The organism is Rapidithrix thailandica (assembly GCF_039710355.1).
In the GTDB taxonomy this organism is placed as follows: Bacteria; Bacteroidota; Bacteroidia; order Cytophagales; family Flammeovirgaceae; genus Rapidithrix; species Rapidithrix thailandica.
In genome coordinates, this window is sequence record NZ_JBDKWZ010000007.1 from 234,029 (window position 1) to 251,643 (window position 17,615).

Genomic DNA, 17,615 nt, shown 5'->3' on the forward strand with positions numbered 1-17,615 from the left:
GTTAAATCGTTGCAGGAGCCAGGATTTCGATATCCAAATACGGGCTGATATGGTCTTCTGTCATTGACTTGACCCATAGGCGGTAGATGCCCGGGGAGAGATAGACGAATTCATCGATCATTTGCCGGAAGCTTACCGAGAACTTGTCCGTAACCTCCGTGCCGGTGAGGGCATAGCGGTAGTCTCCGCCTCCGGAGTGGACCGTTACGGCAATGCTTCCGTCATTTTGCACCGTTGCCGGGTCCCCGGGATCTGCCAAAGTGCAATCCGTTTTGGTGGCGCTAAAATCTATCGGGGTAATGGGTTGCAAAGTGCTCGCCGAAAAGGGAAAAATCCCGTTGCTCCGCTCCGCATCACCACCCAGCTCCGGGATGCATTCCATCACCCCGTTGAGCACAATCCGCAGGATTTCCTTGAGCGGGGCCGTGCCAAAGACCAGGTTTTTGAATTTCTCCAGTTCTTCTTCCCGGACCTCGTAATAGTGTTCCTGCAAAGTCCGGAGATTCAAGCTGCCGTCCGGATACAGCTCGCAGGTCTTGAAGGGCACGTGTACCAAAGAGTAGTCGCCCAGCTCTTCCACCGGAAACCAAGCGGTGTTTTGCAAGCGCACCTGGAAGGCTTCGGCCAGGGCCACTTTGCGCACCCCCTTGGCCCCGGTGTATTCAAAATGACTGCCGGTGTCCGAATGGTAGACATCCACGGTTTGTCCTTTATAGGGAAAAGAAAAAAGCTTTGTCATGGTTACTAAGGTTTTACACTAATTGAATCCCGATACCGATTTCGATGTTTTCAAGACCGGCCTTGGTTTGGGCCGTGCCCCGGAGGTACCATTGGTCGGTGCTGTTGCGCGCTGCCGAATAAGCTTGTACCGCTGCCCAATCGGCTTTGGCCATCCAGCTACTTTCCCCGGACAAACGCACTTCCCAGTCAAGGGATATGATTTCCGCAACGGAGTACTGAGGCGGGCCAAACGTCTTGGCTCCCCGGAAGAGCCAATGGGCGGTCTTAACGATGTTGTCCGAAGAGACAAAGCGCTCCAGAACGATTTGATTGTTGAGCAACCTTCGCAGTTCGGCCGCGCTCACTTCGTCCGGGGTCCCTTTGGCCAAATGGGTATCCGTATTTTGTATATGGGCCAGCTCTTCGGCGCTGATCTCCGTCCAGTAGGCATTTTCCGCCGGGACATTGCCCTGGTTGTTGCCCTGCCGGCTCTTCCATATTTTCCGGCCGTATTCCACAAAATCGTCCTGCGCATAGGTGGTGGCCGCAGACCAGGGCTGTAAGCCGGGAATGTCCCCCGGGTTGACCTCCCCGGTTACCTTGGGCGAGAGGTAATACAGCCGTTTGCGTGTCATCTGTACTGCCATAGTTAAAAGCCGTAATAGGTGATTGAAACAAGATGGGTTTTGCCCGGTTCAATGCCGATGATCCGGAAGGCTTCCAGGTCTTGCCGGTGGGTGAGTTCCATCACCGAATGGTCGCCCAAAAGCATCCCTTCCCCCGCGTTGGGTTCGCTGCCGTCCGACCACCAACGGGCGGCCTTTTGTGTATCGGAAGCCGTACTGTCGGCTTCAAATACCAAGACGGCCTCGATGGCATTGGAGGGAAGGGCTAAACGTCTCACTTCCCCGCTCACCCGGAGCGTTTGGGTTCCTACCGTTTTCAGTTTGTTTAAAAAAGCCATAGATCGTGTTTTTCTCAGTTTACAACCGCTTCTTCCGTCTCCGGTTTGCCAAAGACCCAGTATACCCCTCCACCAAAGCGCCCCCGGCATTCGGCCCTTCCCGGTTCGTCCAGGCTGGCAATGCTGTCCGCGTTGTGGGTCCACTCCTGGCTGCCGCGAAAGTTTCCGTTTTTGGTCGATTGCATAATACAGACAAAAGCGGTGTTGGGGTACGACTTCCGGAAGCGCTCAAATTCTTCCGGCTCCAGGTCCAGTACGTTGATGGAATCAATAAAGCAAGCTGCATAGCCCTGGTCCAGGTGTCTTTTCACCCCTTCCAAATGGCGGGCATCGGAAAAATGCACCGGGTCTTCGGCCGCAATCCCGTTTTCCTCCATCTTGGTTTTGAGCGTCAAGCCGAAACCCTCTTCGGCGGCCACGTACAGCACTTTACCGAAACTGCCTAAGTATTTAGCCAGTTGAAAGGCCAGGTTAGATTTACCCATCTTGGGTTTGCCGTAAAGGATCAAATAAAAGTTCTCGCTGGGTTGGCCGATAAACTCCGCCCACTTACCGGAGAAGGGCAGGACTTTAAAATCCATCTTTTGCAGGTCCCCCGCACTCATTACCCCTTTCGGTGTCTTGGCTTCCATCCGGATTCCCTCCAGTGACCGGCTTTCGAGTTCCGGGGACTTTTCTTGAGACAGTTCTTTTTCCACCGCTTTCAGTTTTGAATAGTACGGGTCGTTCTTCGGCACTTTGCCCTTTTTCAAGGCGCTTTGAATCAGGACTAACAAGCGCTCTGCCTTTTCCGGAATCTCTTCCCCTTGCAGGTTCAAAAAACGTTTAAGCAAGGTCACCGAATAACGCAGCTTTTTCTTTTGCACCTCTTGCTCCAGTTCCGAAGCCAGGCGTTTGGAAAATTCAACCGTCTGCCGGGTGATCTTGTCCCGTTCCATCCCGTTGTACAGGTCCACCGCTTCGTCCTGGAGTTTGCGGAGCAGGGGTTTGTAAGAATCGGAAAAGCGCTTTTCCTTGGCTTTCTTCTGCAAGTCCAGGATCGCGTTTTTCAACTCCTTACGGCTTTTGGCCTTGCCCGACATCCCGGCAAACTTCCGGATGATTTTCTGGTCTTCGCTAAAGTGGTACACGTCCTCTTTGAAAAGGATTTCCTGTTGTACGGAAACTTTCTTTTTCATCTCCGGTTTCTTTTTAGGCTCAACCGCTTGTTCTTCCGGTTTGGTTGCTACGGGCTTCTCTTCTTTGACAGCCGGCTTTTCCAAAACCACGATCCGGGTACGGACCCCGGTTTGTTTAAAAGCCCCGCTGCCGGTAAAGCTTTTTTCCGGTAGTACTTCGGAGGTTCCACCTTGTTCCTCCAAAAACTCCCGGAAAGCCGTTTCCTTTTTCGACTGCCGGAAAAACAAGCCTTCCGAAGCCAGGCTGATCACCTGACCGCCGGGTTTGACCATCTCAAAGGCATGAAGGATATGTTCGGCATCCTGCCCCTTTTCAAAGGGAGGATTCATCAAGATGATTTCCGGTTTGTCTTTTTCTGCTGGACGGTACGAAAGAAAATCGTCAAACGCCACTTCAAAACCTTTGAGGCTGAGCACTTCGTGAAAGGAGCGGTTGAGTTCCCCTATCACCAGTTTGTTTTCCGGAAAGGCTTGTTTGATCTCCGCGGCCAAATGGCCCAGGCCGGCGCTGGGTTCCAGGATCACCGCCCCTTCCGGCACCCTGGCCAGGGCAATCATTTTTTCCGCCACCGCTTTAGGCGTAGGGAAAAAGCCCGGCTGTTTGCTCGTCCGGAACTTCTCTTCCAATTCCCGCAACCGCCTGGCGCTTTGTGCCTCTTCGGAAGGTTCAACAGGAGCCAATTCCTGTAACGCTTTCTTAGCCGCCTGAAACCGGCTTTCCGAATCAAGGCCCATGGTTTGCAAACGCTCCAGGCGCTTACGGGCTTCGTCCAAATAGCTCTCCGGCGTATTGCCACGGATGGTAGGATAAAAAGAGTACAGCTCGTTCAAATCGGCAATCGTCCGGATCCCTTGCAACAGCTCCGGAACACTGCCGGCTTCCCAGCCTTCGGCCAACTTCCGGAAGGCAAAGGCCTTTTGCTCCAGGGCTTCCGCGTCCGCCTCCAGGCTTTTCATAATGCCCGCCCTTCTCGGGGTCCAGTTCTGGTGAAACGTCCCCCCGGAACGCTTGGCCGCAGCCTTTTGCTCCAGGCTTTCCGCCTTTTGCCTTAGCTGTTCGGCAAGTTTCTTTTTCGCCTCCGGACTTAAACCTTTCTTCTGAGGAGTAGCCTTTCTTGTGGGACTCTCCAGATCCAGGTATTGGGGCACCGGCCGGTGATGGTACCGCAGGGCATAGCGCACCCCGGAATGCCCCCAAAGTACCAGGTTCTTACCGTAGTGTTCCGGCGTTTCGCGGTAAAATACCTCCGGGATTTGGGAGAGTCCGGGCACATACCAATGCTGCTGTTCTTTCGGTATACGCTCGGTCATGTCCTCCATCCCGTTGAACTTGCTCTCCAGGGCCATCTCCAGCTTACCCAACATCAGCTCTTCCAACAAGACGTCCCTGCGTAACTTTTCCCGGTCCCGGTAGCCCTTCGGCTCGGCCAACCTGTAATGCGGTTTGCGTTTGCCGGCAGGCACCTGCACCCTGTCAGGTAAAGCAAAAGGCGTCCATTGCGAGACAAGCACCTTAAAGCCATAGCTTTCCTGCTTGCCCGAAGGCTTGACCCGCTTCCGGATGCTGCGCATATATACCCGCATGCCGTAAATCTGTTGCAGGTGTTCCCCTACGATCACCACGTTTTTATCCGGATCAAGATACGTACCGACCCGGAAGGTAAACGAATGATCGTCCTCTGAAGGAACCCGCTGCGAATCAAAATCGTACAGCTCAAAATTGTCCGAAAGACGGATACGGCCCCCGATAGTAGAATGCCATTCTTTGGCGGAGGACTCCACCGTTTCCCGGACTTCCTTCCATGCCGCATAAGCCGCCAGGTGTTGCTTGAAGGGCAACTTCACAGCCGGTTTCTTGGCCGGCTTTTCTTTCGGATCGCTTGTAACAGGCTTTTCCTCTTTGGGTGGGTCAGTGGTAAGATTGGAGGTTTCTTTCTTGTCTTCCCCCCGCTGTAAGACTTCGATTTGGAAGGCATAGCCTTGCCGGTGACCGGTGATCTTGTATTCGTCTCCCGCAAAGACCGCGTCTTGGATATCGCTATGCGGGGTTTTAAAATCCCCTGCGAACCAGGAATGCGTCACCGTACTTTTGTTCACCCGCACCACCTTGTACCAGGCCCGGCGCCCTTTGATATACAAAGCCCCTTGCAGGCTCTCCCGGTCAAACACCTGCGCCCCTTCGGCTTTCAGCTCGTTGAGCCGGGCGGTATAATACGCCAGCTTCTCCTGCGCTTCTTCATAGTCCTCCAAGGTCCTTTCCAGCGATTCCAGGGAAAAAGCCTTCTGCTCTTCGCTTTCGGCTTGTTCCAGGCGTTCCTGGCTGTTTTCGGTCATTTTTTCCTGTTGCCGCAGGCGTTTCTGCGCCTCTTTGATCCGCCTTTGCAAAAAGTTGGGATCGGACAACTTAGGCTGAGTGGCCGAAGTCGCGGCCCTTTGGGCCATCGCCCGGTACTGCTCGCTCTTGCGGTATTCCTCCAGCCCTTTGTCGTAGCGGTCCATCACCCGGTTGCGGCTACGGGTAAAGGCCCGCCCCCCGGAGCTGTTTACATGGGGTTGGGTCAACCAGGACCAGTCCTTCCGGAGCCGGTTAAACTCCGCTCTCAACCGTTCGGAACGCTCCTGGGCTTTTTCAGCACGGGTAGCGTACTTCTCCGCCCGGTATTCCGCTTTGGCCGCCTTGCCCTCCTGCTGCTCGGTAAAGCTTTTGCGCGCCTGCTTTTCTTTCAAAGGAAGATCCAGCTTGCTCACCATCGTGATGACCGAAAAGTTCCGGTGATCCCCTTTGCTCACCCAGGCTTTGCGCTTACGGCCCCAGACAAAATAGCGCTTGAGTTCTTTTTTTAACTCTTCCGGAAGGGCCTTGTATTCCCCATAATCAAAATGCAGTTCGGCCTTCCGGTCCGGGTTGATGATATAGTAACTATCACTCATGGATCAGCTTCTTTTTCTTCAGGTTTGGATAACAGCCAATAGGCCAACACGGCTCCTGCAAAACTTCCCCAAATAGGGGCCGTTTTAAACTCCGTGTGTTCGGCAATATGGTGACCGGCCAGCCCTCCGGCCAGGCCCGCCACCATCAACAACAAGCGCTCGGGTTCCTTATCCGGACACATGGACCGCCTTGTGCTTCTTTTTCTTGCTGAATACGCCCAGTTCCTTGAATTTCTCCACCGCGTTGCCGGTGGCCACCATCCACATCAATGCCGCTTCAATCGCTTCCTCCGACTTGTCATTGTCCAGCTCGAAGCGCTCGGCGATAAAGCCGATCAGCTCTTTGTGTTCCTCGGTGGAAAGGTCGTCCAGCTCTTGATCGATGAAAGGGGCCGATGCCACCACCCGGGGGATCTCTTTCACCACGTTCAAAAGCTTTAACAGCTTCATCCATTTGAACTTGGACTCAAAGATTTCAAACAGGGTGTAAATCAACACAAACACCGCCAAAAGGATCTTTTTCAGGTTTTCAATTCCGAATTGCATATAGGTATAAAGTTTAAGAGTTGGAAATCACGATATAGAGTAAAAGTGCTGCCAGGGCCAGGCCCATGGAACCCGCTTTTTGCAAGGTCGCGCCCCCTTCCACCACCGTCTCGTACTGCCTGAGCAGTTTTTGATTGGTAGTGGGATAGCCCCAGACCGCCGGCCAGGGCTTCGCCCGGTCACTGTCCAGGTGGATGAACCCGGCCCCGATGCCGATTCTTCGGAAGCCCGCTTTGATCGCTCCTTGTATAATCTTATGGGCTTCCGCCAGGGTCTTGAACCCGATGTCTACGGCCAGGCCCTTGACATGGGCACTGTCCGGTACGGAGTTTTTCAAGCCCGCATTGTAGCGCCTGGTCCGGTAACCGCTGTTGACCGTGTAAGGGATGCCGGAATATTCCCGGGCCTTGTCCAGCCGGGACAAAAAGCCCGGGTCCATATTCCGGCCCGAACCCGGGGCGTCCGGACTGTCAAATTCACTGTATTGAAAGTATTTCATAAGCACCAGTGCTTGTTTTTCATTTTAGGAGAAAATCAATAAGATCTCCCGTAAATCCGTCTAACTAAAAGCGTTGAGTATCCGTTGGATATGTTCGGGCTTCTTGGCAAGTAAGTGGCTTTGCTGAAAAGCCTTAAAGGCCTCCGGGGTTCCGGTCAAGGTCTTGGTTTCATCGGTATCTACCCAGAAGCGGACCGGAAGCCCGTTCAACACCGCTTTCACTTCCCAGAAGTCTCCTTTGCGCTGACCGGTGGCCTTGCCCAGGTAGGTCTTGTAAAAAACCTTGACCAAGGGCTGGCCACCCAGATGCGTATCACCGATCAAGGGCAAGGTGATGGTGTTCACCTTCTTGTAGACCGAAGCCCCGTTGGGACCGGCATACAGGTAATGCCCCAAGGCCGGTTGTCCGGTATCCGGCCGACCTGTGTCTGGCCGACTGGCGTCCGGTCCCGGTTGCTTTTCCATCAAGCGCCGAAAGTTGTTTTGGTCCACCACCACCGGAAAGCCGGCCCGTTGCAAAGCCCTTTCTGTGCCCAGGCCAAAACGGCCGTCCACTCCTCCTGTTTCCCGGAGGGCCATCGCCACCGTGCCGCCCCGTTGCAACAAGGCTATTTGCAACTGCCGCACGGCCGCTCCCTGACTGCCCCTGCGCAAGGGGAAAACATCGCCGGAGGGCACCGGGACCGAGGGGACCGGTGAGGTATCCTTTTGGGAGCGGAGCACAAAATAGGCGACTCCCCCTAACAACAACAGGGGTAAAAGATTATTTTGAGACATAATTACGCGGTTTTTACGGTGACGTTCTGTAAAGGCACAAAGTAGTGACGGGCCTTGTTTTCAAAGGCCACAAAAGGCACATCCCCCAGGATCACCACCGCCTGTTTCATGCCCAAAGGTTGCGGGCTCCGGATGTACTGTACTTTTTGCAGGTCGGAGGAAAACACCGGCACCAGGCCCTTGGCATAGACCTTTTCGGCAATCACCAAACCGCTTAAATCCCCTGCCAGAAGCTTGCGGAATTTGCTGAACTCGGTAGGGTTCAAGGCGTTTTGGATGTTTTTCAACAGGTCCTTGCCGTAGCGCATTTGGTACGCCTGCGATACCGGGCCAAAAGAAACGCCCGCCTGGGCCATGTCCTGAGCCGTGCGGAATATTTCCGCTTCGTCCTCACTCCAGCCGAAAAAGTCATTTTCCCACATGGCCGAGTAATAACGGGAGGCGTACACCGCTGCACGGCCCAAAGAGGTATCCGAGCCATAGGCGTTGTCAAATTTCTTCTCCCGCTCCCGTTGCTGTACTTTTTTAAACACCAGGTAACCGGCAAACACCACTCCGGCCCCGAGCAGGGCTTTCCACACCAAAGGCGGAATGCCTTCCACCACTCCCTTGGCCGCCGATCCGGCCGCTAATAATGCTGTCGCTGCCATCTTATAACAGGTTTTTGTTCGCTTTGATCAGTAAATTGATGCCCGGCAAACGGGACTTCTCTGCCAGGATCTCCAGGGACTCCAGGCTTAAATTCTTCTCCAGGATCTTCAACAGCTCCTGTTTGCTGCGGCTCACTTTGAGCCGGCCGCCCTTAGACGGCTTTTTGAGTTGTGGAATCATGCTTCAAGGCGTTTACGATGATTTGAGCGGCCCGGAGATAGTCTTCACTGTCGGCAAAAGCTTGCAGCACATAGCCAAAGGCTTGTTTCTGCCGGTCGTCCAGCGCCAGGTACCAGGCCTTGAAATTTTCAATGTTCGGGTCGGCTTCTTCCTGAGTGGCCGGAATGCCCGCCACCCCTTGCGGTCCCCGGGCAGCCCCCAACAAACCGGCGAGGCTGTTAATCAAGGTAGAGGTGGCTTCCGGATGTTCGTAGGCCGTTTCCACAATCCCCTCCAGGCCTCCTTTCCGGTTCTGTTCCCGCTCCCGCATTTGCAATTCGTACTCCCGGTCCTTGAAAGCCAGGTCTTTTTCTGCAGCAAACAACTCCTTTTGCGTCTGCTCCAGCCGGCTTTTCAAATCCCGGTTGTTTTCCCGGTATTCCCGGACCTTCTCTTGCAGGTCCCGGATCACATATTCCTGCCAGTTCTGCGGACCCGGTTGGGAGAGGATCTGCGCTTGTTCGGTGAGGTCGTTCATGCTCGTTGACGGTTGTTGCCGTTGCTGCCAGGCGCGGTGCCGGCAGCGGTCCGAACAGTATTTCTGCTCGATGCGCACGGCCGCTTTCGGGGTAAACCCCTGCCCACAGTGTTGACAAATTTTACTCAAAACTTTCTTCGTTGCGTTCGCTGTATTTGATGACAATAGCATTGCGGTTGCCCCCTCCTTTTCCATAACTCAACCAGAGCTTGCCGTGGACCAGAAGGTTTTCAAAGACCGGGGAACGGTAACTTTCCCCCGGGGCCAGCTCCAGGCTTAACCGGCTTTCCCGGGTAAAGCTCAGAAACACCGGGCAAGCTCCCCGGTTGATCACCTGAAACCCCGCGCAGTTCAGCTCTATTTCCTGGTCGCCCCCGGGGGCTTCCATCGTGGGGATGACGTGGCGCAAACTCATTTTTCAAGCAAAAAGACCAATTGGTATTGTACATCCCCGGTGGCCGTAGCCGGCAACACCGTCTTCACCCGGAACTGTTGGCCCTTGTTATCCAGGTCTACCGGCTCCCAGGGCTTCTCTGCCGTATAGGCATAGGCCCGGCTGTTTTCCGCATCCACCAATAAGCCGTTGTTGTCTTCCAGGCCCACCTCGTAATAGGGCAAGCCCCCATCGGCCAAAGGATGCAGGCGCAAGCCCTTCACCTTGGTATAGGAGGGGTCCAGGTTGACCGGACTGGTCTTTTCCCCGGCGGCCGTGCCGTTCACCAGCTCTATAAGTACGGTTTGTTTTTTGAATTGTCGTGCCATCGCTGCTAAAGGTTATAAAAATTCAACAGTCCGGCCCACCAGCGGCAGGCCGGTCTTTTCTTGAATGGATTGAATAGAAAACAAGTTATTTTTCTTGCGTACGGGTCCCGAACAGCTCCACTTTCACCCAGTATTGGTCGGATTCCCGTCCGGTCGGCGGCGTCATGCCGGCCCCTTCCGGAAAGCGCAACTGAATCCTGATAGGCACTTCTTCGCGGATGATAAAGGGCGTATACACCGCAAAGGTGTTCTCCGGACCGCCCAACAAACCCTGGGGTTCCATGGACAACAAAGCCGAAACGGGAATTTCAAACAGGACCCGGTCGTTTTGTTTGATCAACAAGTCCGCATTGAACAGGGCCGGATGAATAGCAACAGCACCCGACACACCGGGGCTATACAAGTTGATTGCAGAGTCCGACTCGCCGGCAAACCAGGCGAAGCCGATGCGGTCCACGGCCATGTTCTCGAACTTGTCCAGCTTGGCCCGGTCCAGGTTGCGCACCCCGTCCTGCTTGGAATCCGAGGCTTTTACCAGGTCCGCCGTATCCGACTTGCCCGTGATCTCGTGTTTTACATACAGGATATGCGAAACGGATTTTAGGTCGTTGGCCAGAAAGCGCTCGGCCGTCTCCGGAGGCAACATCCCGCTATTGGCCGCGTGCTTGATCATCTCGTGGGCACGCGTGGTAATCTTGTCGTAATTGACAGCTAACATGAGGATTAAAAATTAAATTTTGAAACAGTCTTTTAATTACCGTGCTTCCTTTCAAAAGCACTCCGAATTGAACAGCACTCAAAAGTGACTAAATGCCCAGGGCTGCGCCTTGGAGCAAAGCCAGGTCTTCGGTGCCTTGTAGCAAGCGGCTGTCTTCCGGGATCATCTCCAAATCGGCCGCCACCGCGTCCAGGTCGGCAAACTCTTCCCCGTACTCCTCTGCTTCTCCCAGTTGCGGTACGAACTTGGCCGCGCCCCCTTGACTCAAGGAAGGAATAAACTGATTCACCGTCTTGAAGATGGAACTGACGGCCACACCGGTCGCCAGGTCTTTGACCGCCTCGCTTTTGGAGGTCATATGGAAATAGACCGAACCCGCCAACAAGGCTGGGGAAAGAAACTTCTTGACGCTGTCCGGAACCGGAAGCATGGAAGTGGCGGCCTTTTCAATCACCATACCGGAGCCTATAAACAGGACTTTTTTACCGGTACTCTGTAGTTTTTTAGAATCAACCATAGGTTTACAATAGATTAAATATTCACTTTTCCCAGCCCCCTGCGGGAGGCCGTGGTGTTACGTTTCGCACTCGTTTTACGGCCTCGTGGGGTCGTCTTCTTTCTTGCGGTGCGCCGGGTGGGTGCTCCGCTCAGGCCTGTGGGCTTTTGGCTCTTGTTCATTAACAGCAAACCGCCCACTGCGACCGCGGCAAGTACCAGGCCCATCGAACCCCCACCGGCCGTCTGCGGTGTCGGCTGGTATTCCGTCGGTACATAAGGAGTCGGTCGGGGGATCACCTTGCCGTTTTGGTCCTTGACTCCGGGGAGCTTGACCCCGGGCAATTTGATCCCGATCTTATCCAAAGGGATTTGTCCCTTGGCGATCTCGGCGGCCTTCTTTTCCAGCTTTTTCTTGTTGCCCTTCACCAGGTCTCTTACCACCTTCACGCCCCCTTTTACCAACTTGCCCGCGCCTTTGGCTACCTTGATCACCAAGCCTTTCAACCAGGATACGATCTTGGCAATAAACCCGCTGGCGGCTGTTCCTCCCACGGCCGTACCGGCGGCACCTAAGCCGGTAGCACCTAGGCCGGCGGCGCCCAAGCCCTCTACGCCCCGGAAGCCAAAAGGCCTCTTTTGCCGGAGCATCGTTTGCAAGCGGCTGTGTACACTACTGCTTGGCGTTGAACTTCGAGAATTCGGAATCCGGCCTCCCGGGGTCCATCCACTTGGGGTCCGGCCTCCCGGAAGGCCGGACCCTGGGGTCCATCCACTTGGAAGGATACCCTTGGGTTTTAAAGGAGAAGATTTTGATGCAAAACGGAAGAAAGGATTCCGTTTTTTCAACAGCTCTTGCATCCTCCGTTTCACCGCTTCCGGATCTTTTGCCGGGCTTTGAGGGGTCTGCTGCTCGGTGGGATTACCCTTCGGGGCCGCGGAACCCTTGTGCCCTCCAATGGTCTGATCGATATGGGCCGGTTCCAAAAACGGCAAACCGTGTTTTTTTACCCCTTTCTCCCAACCCCGGATGATGTAATGCCGCAAATTGCCTTCTTTGCCTTTTAAGGTGTTTACCCAGAGGTTCCGCGTCTTTTTCAAACGGTCCACCGACTTGCGCCAGCTATCCAGGTCCAGGCCAATCTGTTTAGCCTGGGCTTCGCTTAGGTAGCCGTAGCCCAGACGCTCGCTCATCTTAAACAGGTTGCTCCGGAAAGCCGCTTCCAGACCACCCCGGGCCGCCAGTGATAGGGGATTGTACCGGGCAATGGCATTGCCAACCGCCCGCACGCCATCTCCCACACGGTCACCCACCCATTTTACCCCCTTGCCTACGGCCTTCACGCCTTTTTTCACCGCTTTCCCCACGGCTTTAACTCCCTTTTTTACCCCCTTCCACAGCTTTTTAAAAAAGCCGCCCAAGCCGCCCAGTTTGGCTTCCTGTTCTTCCCAGGCCTCCAGCTCGTCCAGGCGTTGACTTCTCGCCACCGGGTCGTTCCAAACGGCCAGTACCGAGTCGATTTGCCGGGCCAGGTCCACGCCCCGGTAGCCGGCATAGTCAGCCGCCAGGTTTTGAGACACCGCGATCCGGGTGTTTTGCAGGTGTTTTTTCAAAGAGTCCAGAAAGCCTTGGTACAAGCCCTCTCCGTCCACCGCTCCCAGACCGGGAACGCCCAACAAATCGAACTCGTTGCCAAAGGTTTCCGGAACGCCTAAGCCGGCCGCGCCTAAGCCGGCCGCGCCTAAGCTGGCCGCACCTAGGCCGGTCACCTGGGGGTATTCTTCCAGGTCGTCCACTCCGTTTAAGTATTGAATGGGTAAATTCATTGCTCTGTCAAATTTTGCTGAATAGGGTACTTCGTAATTCCAGCGGTCCACTACCGGATCGATCGCGTAATGGCCTTGTGAAAGGCTGCGGCCGGCTTTGGGAACCACCACGTACACGTGCTGGTAGTAGTCGCGGCCCTTGTATTGGGTCATCCGGTAGTAATGCGGAACCTTTAAATTGGTGAGAATACTGGAAATAAAGATGGTAAAATCATCGCAGTCTACACCCCGGCTGCGCTCCTTCCAGATCCGCAAGGGCCGGTGCAACTGCTCGGTACCCGGCTCGTCCTTGCGGTATTGGATATGCCGGTAGATAAAATCAAAAATGTTTTTCGTGGTCGTTTGCAGGTCGTTTGCCTTCAGGTAACGGGCTAGTTTTTTTGTATCGCCCAGGGTCTGCTTGACAATCTTTTCAATCAGGTTCAGGGTGTCGAAGACGTCCCCGTGCTGGAGAATCCTATCGGTACCCTCCAATTGGCTGAAAGGCGGAAACAGCCAGTTGTATTCCCTGCCGGACCTTAACTCCCGTTGGCCCGCAGCCACCATGCCTAAGCCTCTTATGGATGCAGTGCTGCTCATCCCAAACCGTTGATTGTTTGGGGCTTACCCAATGTTTTGGTAAAGCTCTCTGAAAACGGATAACCGTTGGCCTCTCCCTGTACATACACCTGCACCTCCATGGAAGATAGAAAATTCAAAAAATTCAGGCCCAGGGTCAACAGGGAGGTTTCCAACGGAAACGATTGTAACGTAGCTTTTTGAGGCAAAATCTCATACAGATTGCTTTGCGGAGGCGACTTGACCAGCAATTTCCAATTGCCGGAAGCATCCTTGACCGAAAGGGCAATCACCAGGTTGCTCAACGTCAGTTGGTTTTTGGAATAATTGGCAAAGCGAAAAACCGGTTCGAAGTAGACCTTGCCCTTGCTGATGCGGGGCCAGTCCAGACCGGCAAAGGAAATATCAATGTCGCCGGCCGTGCTCTTGGTTTTCAAGGCATCGCCAAAAATCAAAACGGCCAGACCGGCTACCACTAAAAAAGTATTCATGCGCTGTGGGGTTCGTTGTAAACGAGTTCATGTAACGAGCTACTAAACTAGCGGCCCGTACCCACCCACTGGGAGGAATTGAGGGTTGACAGGGAATAACAAGGGAAAATGGGCGTTTTTTATCGTATTTTTTGGTAATTTTAAGAGTATGAACCCACCGAGAATAACCTTGATTACCAAAAAAGAAGTGGCCCGGATGTACGGGGTCAGTTACAACACGATTCTGCGCTATTTTAAAGCCATCGGCATCCACAAACGCAGCCTGCTCACCAAAAAAGATATGCAGAAATTTATGGACCATTACGGGGAGCCTTATTAGGAGGTTGACTATAACTAACATAAGGAATTCACTATTCAATATTATCCTAAAAACATTACTTTGGTATAATTTGATCAATGTTAGAAATTAGATGAATACAGTTAAAATTGGAGACAAGTTTGAAAACAAATCTTATGATTTGATTGAAAAGGCAATCAAAAATGGGGAACTGGGAATTTGCGAAAGCTCAGCAGTAGTTCACAGAAAAAAAGGCTATTATTCGAAAGACAGAGAAAAGAATATAATTTTTGATTTATCAATAGAAGTATGGCCTGAAAACGCTGAACGATACACACTTTTATATTTAATAGAGTGTAAGAGTTCACCTAAAGGACACAATGTCCCTGTTGATGATGTTGAAGAGTTTTATACAAAATATAATCAAGTTGCAGGAGGTGGAGTAAAAGGGATAATGATTAGTGATAACAAATTTCAAACTGGTGGAGTAACTTTTGCAAAGAATAAAATGATGATGTTAATCGAAGTTGATAAAGATAACAATCATTCTATAATACTTCATAGAACTGAAAGGAATAGAACAAGAGAAGAAAATAAAGATACAGACCAAATTATCTTTATTTTCATAAAAAAAACATTAGGATTAGAAAAAGTAGAGGGCTTAAAAAAACTATCAGCAGAACAAATTGAAAATTTCGCTTTATCAATTTTAAGAGATTATAACAATTTAAACTCACCAATTAAGATAGAAGAATTCAAAAAATACCTGGAACAAAAACATAAATTAAAATTTGATTTTACTAAAAATTTAGAAACTGTAAATGGGAAAAAAATTACTGGTTATTTTGACTTGGAAAATAATTCAATATTAATAGACAAGTCTATAATATCAACAGAAAAATTTCCATTTGTGTTAGGTCATGAATTGGGTCACTTTTTTTTACATAGTGAGCTAAAAGTAAACCAAGAAAGGTATAATGACTTTGAAGATTCAAAATATGATTTCTTTACTGATAGACATCAGTTGGTTAATGGCAAGCATTGGATAGAATGGCAAGCGAATAAATTTGCCATTGCCCTATTTCTTCCCAAAGACTTATTTTTTCCTTATTTGGTAGCCTTTCGAAAAAGTATAGGTATTAGTCGCCCACATTATATTTATTTAGATGACCAACCTATTAACAAAAAAGATTATCGAGAAACTGTAGAGTTTCTTTCTCAACATTTTGGGATTAGCAAAACTGCTGTCAAGTTTCGAATAGAAAATCTTGATTTAATAACATATGCAAATTCCCAAGATGATGACATACGAAATTTAATTAGGCAGTCATTTTTTATATGAAATTCGCACACAGCATAAATAGACTTTATATCACTTCAAATAGCTAAATATCCCTATTCATCCCTGGTGGAGTTGTCGTACTTTTGACAAAGAATCAACCGGTACACAACTATGCAAATCCGTCCAAGTAGGTTTAAAATACAACTTTACCTGAAAGTCTTTTTTAAGTTCTCCGGCCTCTTGCTCGCTGATCTTGCCCTCCAGTTGCAATTCTTCCACCGCCTGGTACCATTTGCGTTGAAGGTACCCCGAACGCCACAGGGAAAAAGCCAGTACAAGCAATAAATAGCTGATAATGATTATGTAAGTCATGGTATTAAAAAATGATGAATCATGCCTTTAAAAGGCAAGGGTTGTGCCAAAGAAAACACTTGCGTTTTGGCTATAAACAAAGCCTGGACACGTAACGATGTACCCAGGCTTTGTATTACTTCCTAAAAACCGCATGGGTTTCCTGAACAATTTTGACAAGTTCATAGAGTTTTTCAGTCCGTTCCACTAAAGCCTGTTTGACCTTTACCTTATGTAAATAAGCTTGTCCTTCCAATATACCGGTCGTTTGATATTCGAGCAAATCCTTTTTTAACGCGTCCAGCGTATTTTTCAAGGTTTCCAAATCGGAAAGGTAGGCCAGGCTTACCATGGTGCGCCAGTGCGTTTTTTGGTTCGTTTTTTCTATGTCATTCATACGTTTGAAGGGTTCGTTTATGCAATTTTCAAGGCGTTTAATTGACTTTTTAGCTCGTTGATCGTTCGTTGATAACCACCTTTGGCATTGTTGGCACTTTTCAGTTCTTCTTTCAGCCGTTGCACTTCGGTAGCGAGTTGTTCCCTTTCAATATTGGCTCCCTTCAAGGACTCCAGCTGCTCGTTAGCTCGTTGCAAATTCCGCAGCATTTCTTGGCTAGCGTTGCTCAACGTTTGGTGTTCCGCCCGAAGCTCAATGACTTCTTCGCTCAGCGTCCGGTTGCGGGCTTCCAGCGTTTGGTTCTCGGCCTGGAGCGTTTTATTTTGTTGTTCCAGCGGTGTGTAGTGGTGCTCAATTTCGCGTTGCAATACGTCTATACGATCGCTGAACGTTTGGCAACGTTTCCTCTCCCCCAGGTGGTTCTGGTAGAGGTCCAAGTACTGATTTTCCAGTTTCTCAGCCTTGCGGACGTCTACCTTTAGCGCTTGCCACAGGTAGTAAAAAACCGCCAACACGAAAACGACCAGAAAATTCGCTTGTTCTGGCAGGTCGTTAAAGCTTCCTAATACTTTAGAGAGTGTCACTATGCTACCTACAATCAGGCCTAGTTTGATGAGGTTAGAGGATGTAAAGATTTCTTTTTCCATGATTGATGATCGTTTATTTTCTCATAAAATCCCGTTCAATTTGTTTCACTTTCGCCTCCAGGCTACCCTGTAAAATGCTGCCTTCGTGCTTTTGCTGAAAGCCTTCAAAGTACTTCCGGACGGCTTCGATTTGTCCGGCAATGGTAATTTTATCCACCTCCCGGTGCAGATCCTTTTGCTGGGCCAGTTCCGTATCTATTTTGTCCGCCAGGCGGGCACTGATAAAGCCAATCATAACAGCCGGAGCAATCGAGATTATCAATACCCCAATCACTTTCATCCAAAACAAAATAGTCAGCTCCAGGGTAGAAAAATCCAGACCACTCAACAAGAAACGGCCAAAACTCACAATGGCTAACAAAGCACTGACTCCTGCCAGCCAGGAAGAGGCCCGGTGATGACCGGTAATACTCAAGAAATAAATCCCGCCTTGCATCAGGGTAGCAAAACCACAACCAATGGCTACCTGATACTCAAAAGGGATCGCGTGCCCGGTATCGCTCAAGCGTCCGGAAAGCATCTGGGTAAAAAACAAGACCGTGCCCACTGCTTCGGGTAAGACCATGATCAAAATGAGCAGGGAATAGCCGGCCGTGGTCATCAAAAAGAAATTGAAGTTGTCCACGACCTGTTTTAAAGAGAGTATCTTGTTCATAAGCTTCTTACTTAGAGAGTGTTAAATAATTGTACTATTCGAGTAAATGACCTATTTGGAGAAGCGAATACACTGTCAATGATTATTCTTTTTCACAGCCGAAAATCGTCCTACAATCCTACATATTTTTATAACTACCTGATTTTCAATAATAAAATCAGTATTATTTGTAGGTTTTACTGTAGGAATTGC

The 17,615-nt window shown here is 50.9% G+C and carries 23 protein-coding genes; 2 read left to right on the forward strand and 21 right to left on the reverse strand.

Annotation, left to right across the window (positions count from 1 at the left end; all coding sequences use genetic code 11):
• Position 1: 1 nt before the first annotated feature.
• The 17 genes from AAG747_RS14005 to AAG747_RS14085 form a co-directional block, all read right to left on the reverse strand.
• A complete protein-coding gene (locus tag AAG747_RS14005) occupies positions 2 to 739 on the reverse strand; it encodes a hypothetical protein (RefSeq protein ID WP_346821805.1) in 738 nt (245 codons plus the stop codon).
• A gap of 13 nt (positions 740 to 752) precedes the next feature.
• Positions 753 to 1,367: a hypothetical protein gene (locus AAG747_RS14010; RefSeq protein WP_346821806.1), complete on the reverse strand. Its 615-nt coding sequence runs from the start codon at positions 1,365 to 1,367 to the stop codon at positions 753 to 755.
• Positions 1,368 to 1,369: 2 nt separating this feature from the next.
• The gene (locus AAG747_RS14015) at positions 1,370 to 1,684 is read right to left on the reverse strand and encodes a hypothetical protein (protein ID WP_346821807.1); all 315 of its coding nucleotides are present in this window, start codon (positions 1,682 to 1,684) and stop codon (positions 1,370 to 1,372) included.
• 14 nt (positions 1,685 to 1,698) lie between these two features.
• Complete coding sequence (locus tag AAG747_RS14020; protein ID WP_346821808.1) at positions 1,699 to 5,793, reverse strand: hypothetical protein; 4,095 nt, start codon at positions 5,791 to 5,793, stop codon at positions 1,699 to 1,701.
• Complete coding sequence (locus tag AAG747_RS14025; RefSeq protein ID WP_346821809.1) at positions 5,790 to 5,975, reverse strand: hypothetical protein; 186 nt, start codon at positions 5,973 to 5,975, stop codon at positions 5,790 to 5,792. Before AAG747_RS14025 ends, AAG747_RS14020 begins: the two co-directional genes overlap by 4 nt.
• Entirely contained in the window at positions 5,962 to 6,339 is a 378-nt protein-coding gene (locus AAG747_RS14030) for a hypothetical protein (protein ID WP_346821810.1), read from the reverse strand. Before AAG747_RS14030 ends, AAG747_RS14025 begins: the two co-directional genes overlap by 14 nt.
• A 13-nt stretch (positions 6,340 to 6,352) precedes the next feature.
• A complete protein-coding gene (locus tag AAG747_RS14035) occupies positions 6,353 to 6,838 on the reverse strand; it encodes a D-Ala-D-Ala carboxypeptidase family metallohydrolase (protein ID WP_346821811.1) in 486 nt (161 codons plus the stop codon).
• A gap of 60 nt (positions 6,839 to 6,898) precedes the next feature.
• A complete protein-coding gene (locus tag AAG747_RS14040; RefSeq protein WP_346821812.1) occupies positions 6,899 to 7,615 on the reverse strand; it encodes a peptidoglycan-binding domain-containing protein in 717 nt (238 codons plus the stop codon).
• A 2-nt stretch (positions 7,616 to 7,617) separates the two neighbouring features.
• A complete protein-coding gene (locus AAG747_RS14045) occupies positions 7,618 to 8,265 on the reverse strand; it encodes a hypothetical protein (RefSeq protein ID WP_346821813.1) in 648 nt (215 codons plus the stop codon).
• Between the two features lies 1 nt (position 8,266).
• The gene (locus tag AAG747_RS14050; protein WP_346821814.1) at positions 8,267 to 8,446 is read right to left on the reverse strand and encodes a hypothetical protein; all 180 of its coding nucleotides are present in this window, start codon (positions 8,444 to 8,446) and stop codon (positions 8,267 to 8,269) included.
• Positions 8,418 to 9,092 carry a DUF2256 domain-containing protein gene (locus AAG747_RS14055; RefSeq protein WP_346821815.1) on the reverse strand — a complete coding sequence of 225 codons (675 nt, stop codon included), beginning with the start codon at positions 9,090 to 9,092 and terminating at the stop codon, positions 8,418 to 8,420. Before AAG747_RS14055 ends, AAG747_RS14050 begins: the two co-directional genes overlap by 29 nt.
• A complete protein-coding gene (locus tag AAG747_RS14060; protein ID WP_346821816.1) occupies positions 9,085 to 9,378 on the reverse strand; it encodes a hypothetical protein in 294 nt (97 codons plus the stop codon). The genes AAG747_RS14055 and AAG747_RS14060 overlap by 8 nt, the downstream gene beginning before the upstream one ends.
• Positions 9,375 to 9,725 carry a hypothetical protein gene (locus AAG747_RS14065; RefSeq protein WP_346821817.1) on the reverse strand — a complete coding sequence of 117 codons (351 nt, stop codon included), beginning with the start codon at positions 9,723 to 9,725 and terminating at the stop codon, positions 9,375 to 9,377. The genes AAG747_RS14060 and AAG747_RS14065 overlap by 4 nt, the downstream gene beginning before the upstream one ends.
• Before the next feature lie 85 nt (positions 9,726 to 9,810).
• Entirely contained in the window at positions 9,811 to 10,443 is a 633-nt protein-coding gene (locus tag AAG747_RS14070) for a hypothetical protein (RefSeq protein WP_346821818.1), read from the reverse strand.
• Positions 10,444 to 10,531: 88 nt separating this feature from the next.
• Positions 10,532 to 10,960 (reverse strand): hypothetical protein, encoded by a 429-nt coding sequence (locus tag AAG747_RS14075; protein ID WP_346821819.1) that lies wholly within the window; start codon positions 10,958 to 10,960, stop codon positions 10,532 to 10,534.
• Between the two features lie 14 nt (positions 10,961 to 10,974).
• Positions 10,975 to 13,344, reverse strand: coding sequence for a transglutaminase-like domain-containing protein (locus AAG747_RS14080; protein ID WP_346821820.1), 2,370 nt, complete (start codon positions 13,342 to 13,344; stop codon positions 10,975 to 10,977).
• Positions 13,341 to 13,814, reverse strand: a complete 474-nt coding sequence (locus AAG747_RS14085) for a hypothetical protein (RefSeq protein WP_346821821.1) — start codon at positions 13,812 to 13,814, stop codon at positions 13,341 to 13,343. The genes AAG747_RS14080 and AAG747_RS14085 overlap by 4 nt, the downstream gene beginning before the upstream one ends.
• Positions 13,815 to 13,962: 148 nt before the next feature.
• Here AAG747_RS14085 and AAG747_RS14090 point away from each other — a divergent pair, with 148 nt between their 5' ends.
• Both AAG747_RS14090 and AAG747_RS14095 read left to right on the forward strand, forming a co-directional pair.
• The gene (locus AAG747_RS14090) at positions 13,963 to 14,133 is read left to right on the forward strand and encodes a hypothetical protein (RefSeq protein WP_346821822.1); all 171 of its coding nucleotides are present in this window, start codon (positions 13,963 to 13,965) and stop codon (positions 14,131 to 14,133) included.
• Between the two features lie 91 nt (positions 14,134 to 14,224).
• Positions 14,225 to 15,433, forward strand: coding sequence for an ImmA/IrrE family metallo-endopeptidase (locus AAG747_RS14095; RefSeq protein WP_346821823.1), 1,209 nt, complete (start codon positions 14,225 to 14,227; stop codon positions 15,431 to 15,433).
• A 57-nt stretch (positions 15,434 to 15,490) separates the two neighbouring features.
• Here the strand turns inward: AAG747_RS14095 and AAG747_RS14100 are convergent, their stop codons facing one another.
• From AAG747_RS14100 to AAG747_RS14115, 4 genes are all read right to left on the reverse strand, one after another.
• The gene (locus AAG747_RS14100) at positions 15,491 to 15,745 is read right to left on the reverse strand and encodes a hypothetical protein (protein ID WP_346821824.1); all 255 of its coding nucleotides are present in this window, start codon (positions 15,743 to 15,745) and stop codon (positions 15,491 to 15,493) included.
• 115 nt (positions 15,746 to 15,860) lie between these two features.
• Positions 15,861 to 16,121, reverse strand: coding sequence for a hypothetical protein (locus tag AAG747_RS14105; RefSeq protein WP_346821825.1), 261 nt, complete (start codon positions 16,119 to 16,121; stop codon positions 15,861 to 15,863).
• A 17-nt stretch (positions 16,122 to 16,138) separates the two neighbouring features.
• Complete coding sequence (locus tag AAG747_RS14110; RefSeq protein WP_346821826.1) at positions 16,139 to 16,705, reverse strand: hypothetical protein; 567 nt, start codon at positions 16,703 to 16,705, stop codon at positions 16,139 to 16,141.
• 76 nt (positions 16,706 to 16,781) lie between these two features.
• Positions 16,782 to 17,423, reverse strand: a complete 642-nt coding sequence (locus tag AAG747_RS14115) for a hypothetical protein (RefSeq protein WP_346821827.1) — start codon at positions 17,421 to 17,423, stop codon at positions 16,782 to 16,784.
• Positions 17,424 to 17,615 lie beyond the last annotated feature (192 nt).

Bases quoted from the DNA above. Each gene is read 5' to 3' on its own strand.
- AAG747_RS14025 (WP_346821809.1), bottom strand. From the start codon at position 5,975: ATGTGTCCGGATAAGGAACCCGAGCGCTTGTTGTTGATGGTGGCGGGC.
- AAG747_RS14050 (WP_346821814.1), bottom strand. From the start codon at position 8,446: ATGATTCCACAACTCAAAAAGCCGTCTAAGGGCGGCCGGCTCAAAGTG.
- AAG747_RS14035 (WP_346821811.1), bottom strand. From the start codon at position 6,838: ATGAAATACTTTCAATACAGTGAATTTGACAGTCCGGACGCCCCGGGT.
- AAG747_RS14115 (WP_346821827.1), bottom strand. From the start codon at position 17,423: ATGAACAAGATACTCTCTTTAAAACAGGTCGTGGACAACTTCAATTTC.
- AAG747_RS14075 (WP_346821819.1), bottom strand. From the start codon at position 10,960: ATGGTTGATTCTAAAAAACTACAGAGTACCGGTAAAAAAGTCCTGTTT.
- AAG747_RS14095 (WP_346821823.1), top strand. From the start codon at position 14,225: ATGAATACAGTTAAAATTGGAGACAAGTTTGAAAACAAATCTTATGAT.
- AAG747_RS14010 (WP_346821806.1), bottom strand. From the start codon at position 1,367: ATGGCAGTACAGATGACACGCAAACGGCTGTATTACCTCTCGCCCAAG.
- AAG747_RS14085 (WP_346821821.1), bottom strand. From the start codon at position 13,814: ATGAATACTTTTTTAGTGGTAGCCGGTCTGGCCGTTTTGATTTTTGGC.
- AAG747_RS14100 (WP_346821824.1), bottom strand. From the start codon at position 15,745: ATGACTTACATAATCATTATCAGCTATTTATTGCTTGTACTGGCTTTT.
- AAG747_RS14080 (WP_346821820.1), bottom strand. From the start codon at position 13,344: ATGAGCAGCACTGCATCCATAAGAGGCTTAGGCATGGTGGCTGCGGGC.
- AAG747_RS14070 (WP_346821818.1), bottom strand. From the start codon at position 10,443: ATGTTAGCTGTCAATTACGACAAGATTACCACGCGTGCCCACGAGATG.
- AAG747_RS14030 (WP_346821810.1), bottom strand. From the start codon at position 6,339: ATGCAATTCGGAATTGAAAACCTGAAAAAGATCCTTTTGGCGGTGTTT.
- AAG747_RS14040 (WP_346821812.1), bottom strand. From the start codon at position 7,615: ATGTCTCAAAATAATCTTTTACCCCTGTTGTTGTTAGGGGGAGTCGCC.
- AAG747_RS14060 (WP_346821816.1), bottom strand. From the start codon at position 9,378: ATGAGTTTGCGCCACGTCATCCCCACGATGGAAGCCCCCGGGGGCGAC.
- AAG747_RS14005 (WP_346821805.1), bottom strand. From the start codon at position 739: ATGACAAAGCTTTTTTCTTTTCCCTATAAAGGACAAACCGTGGATGTC.
- AAG747_RS14105 (WP_346821825.1), bottom strand. From the start codon at position 16,121: ATGAATGACATAGAAAAAACGAACCAAAAAACGCACTGGCGCACCATG.
- AAG747_RS14090 (WP_346821822.1), top strand. From the start codon at position 13,963: ATGAACCCACCGAGAATAACCTTGATTACCAAAAAAGAAGTGGCCCGG.
- AAG747_RS14015 (WP_346821807.1), bottom strand. From the start codon at position 1,684: ATGGCTTTTTTAAACAAACTGAAAACGGTAGGAACCCAAACGCTCCGG.
- AAG747_RS14065 (WP_346821817.1), bottom strand. From the start codon at position 9,725: ATGGCACGACAATTCAAAAAACAAACCGTACTTATAGAGCTGGTGAAC.
- AAG747_RS14020 (WP_346821808.1), bottom strand. From the start codon at position 5,793: ATGAGTGATAGTTACTATATCATCAACCCGGACCGGAAGGCCGAACTG.
- AAG747_RS14045 (WP_346821813.1), bottom strand. From the start codon at position 8,265: ATGGCAGCGACAGCATTATTAGCGGCCGGATCGGCGGCCAAGGGAGTG.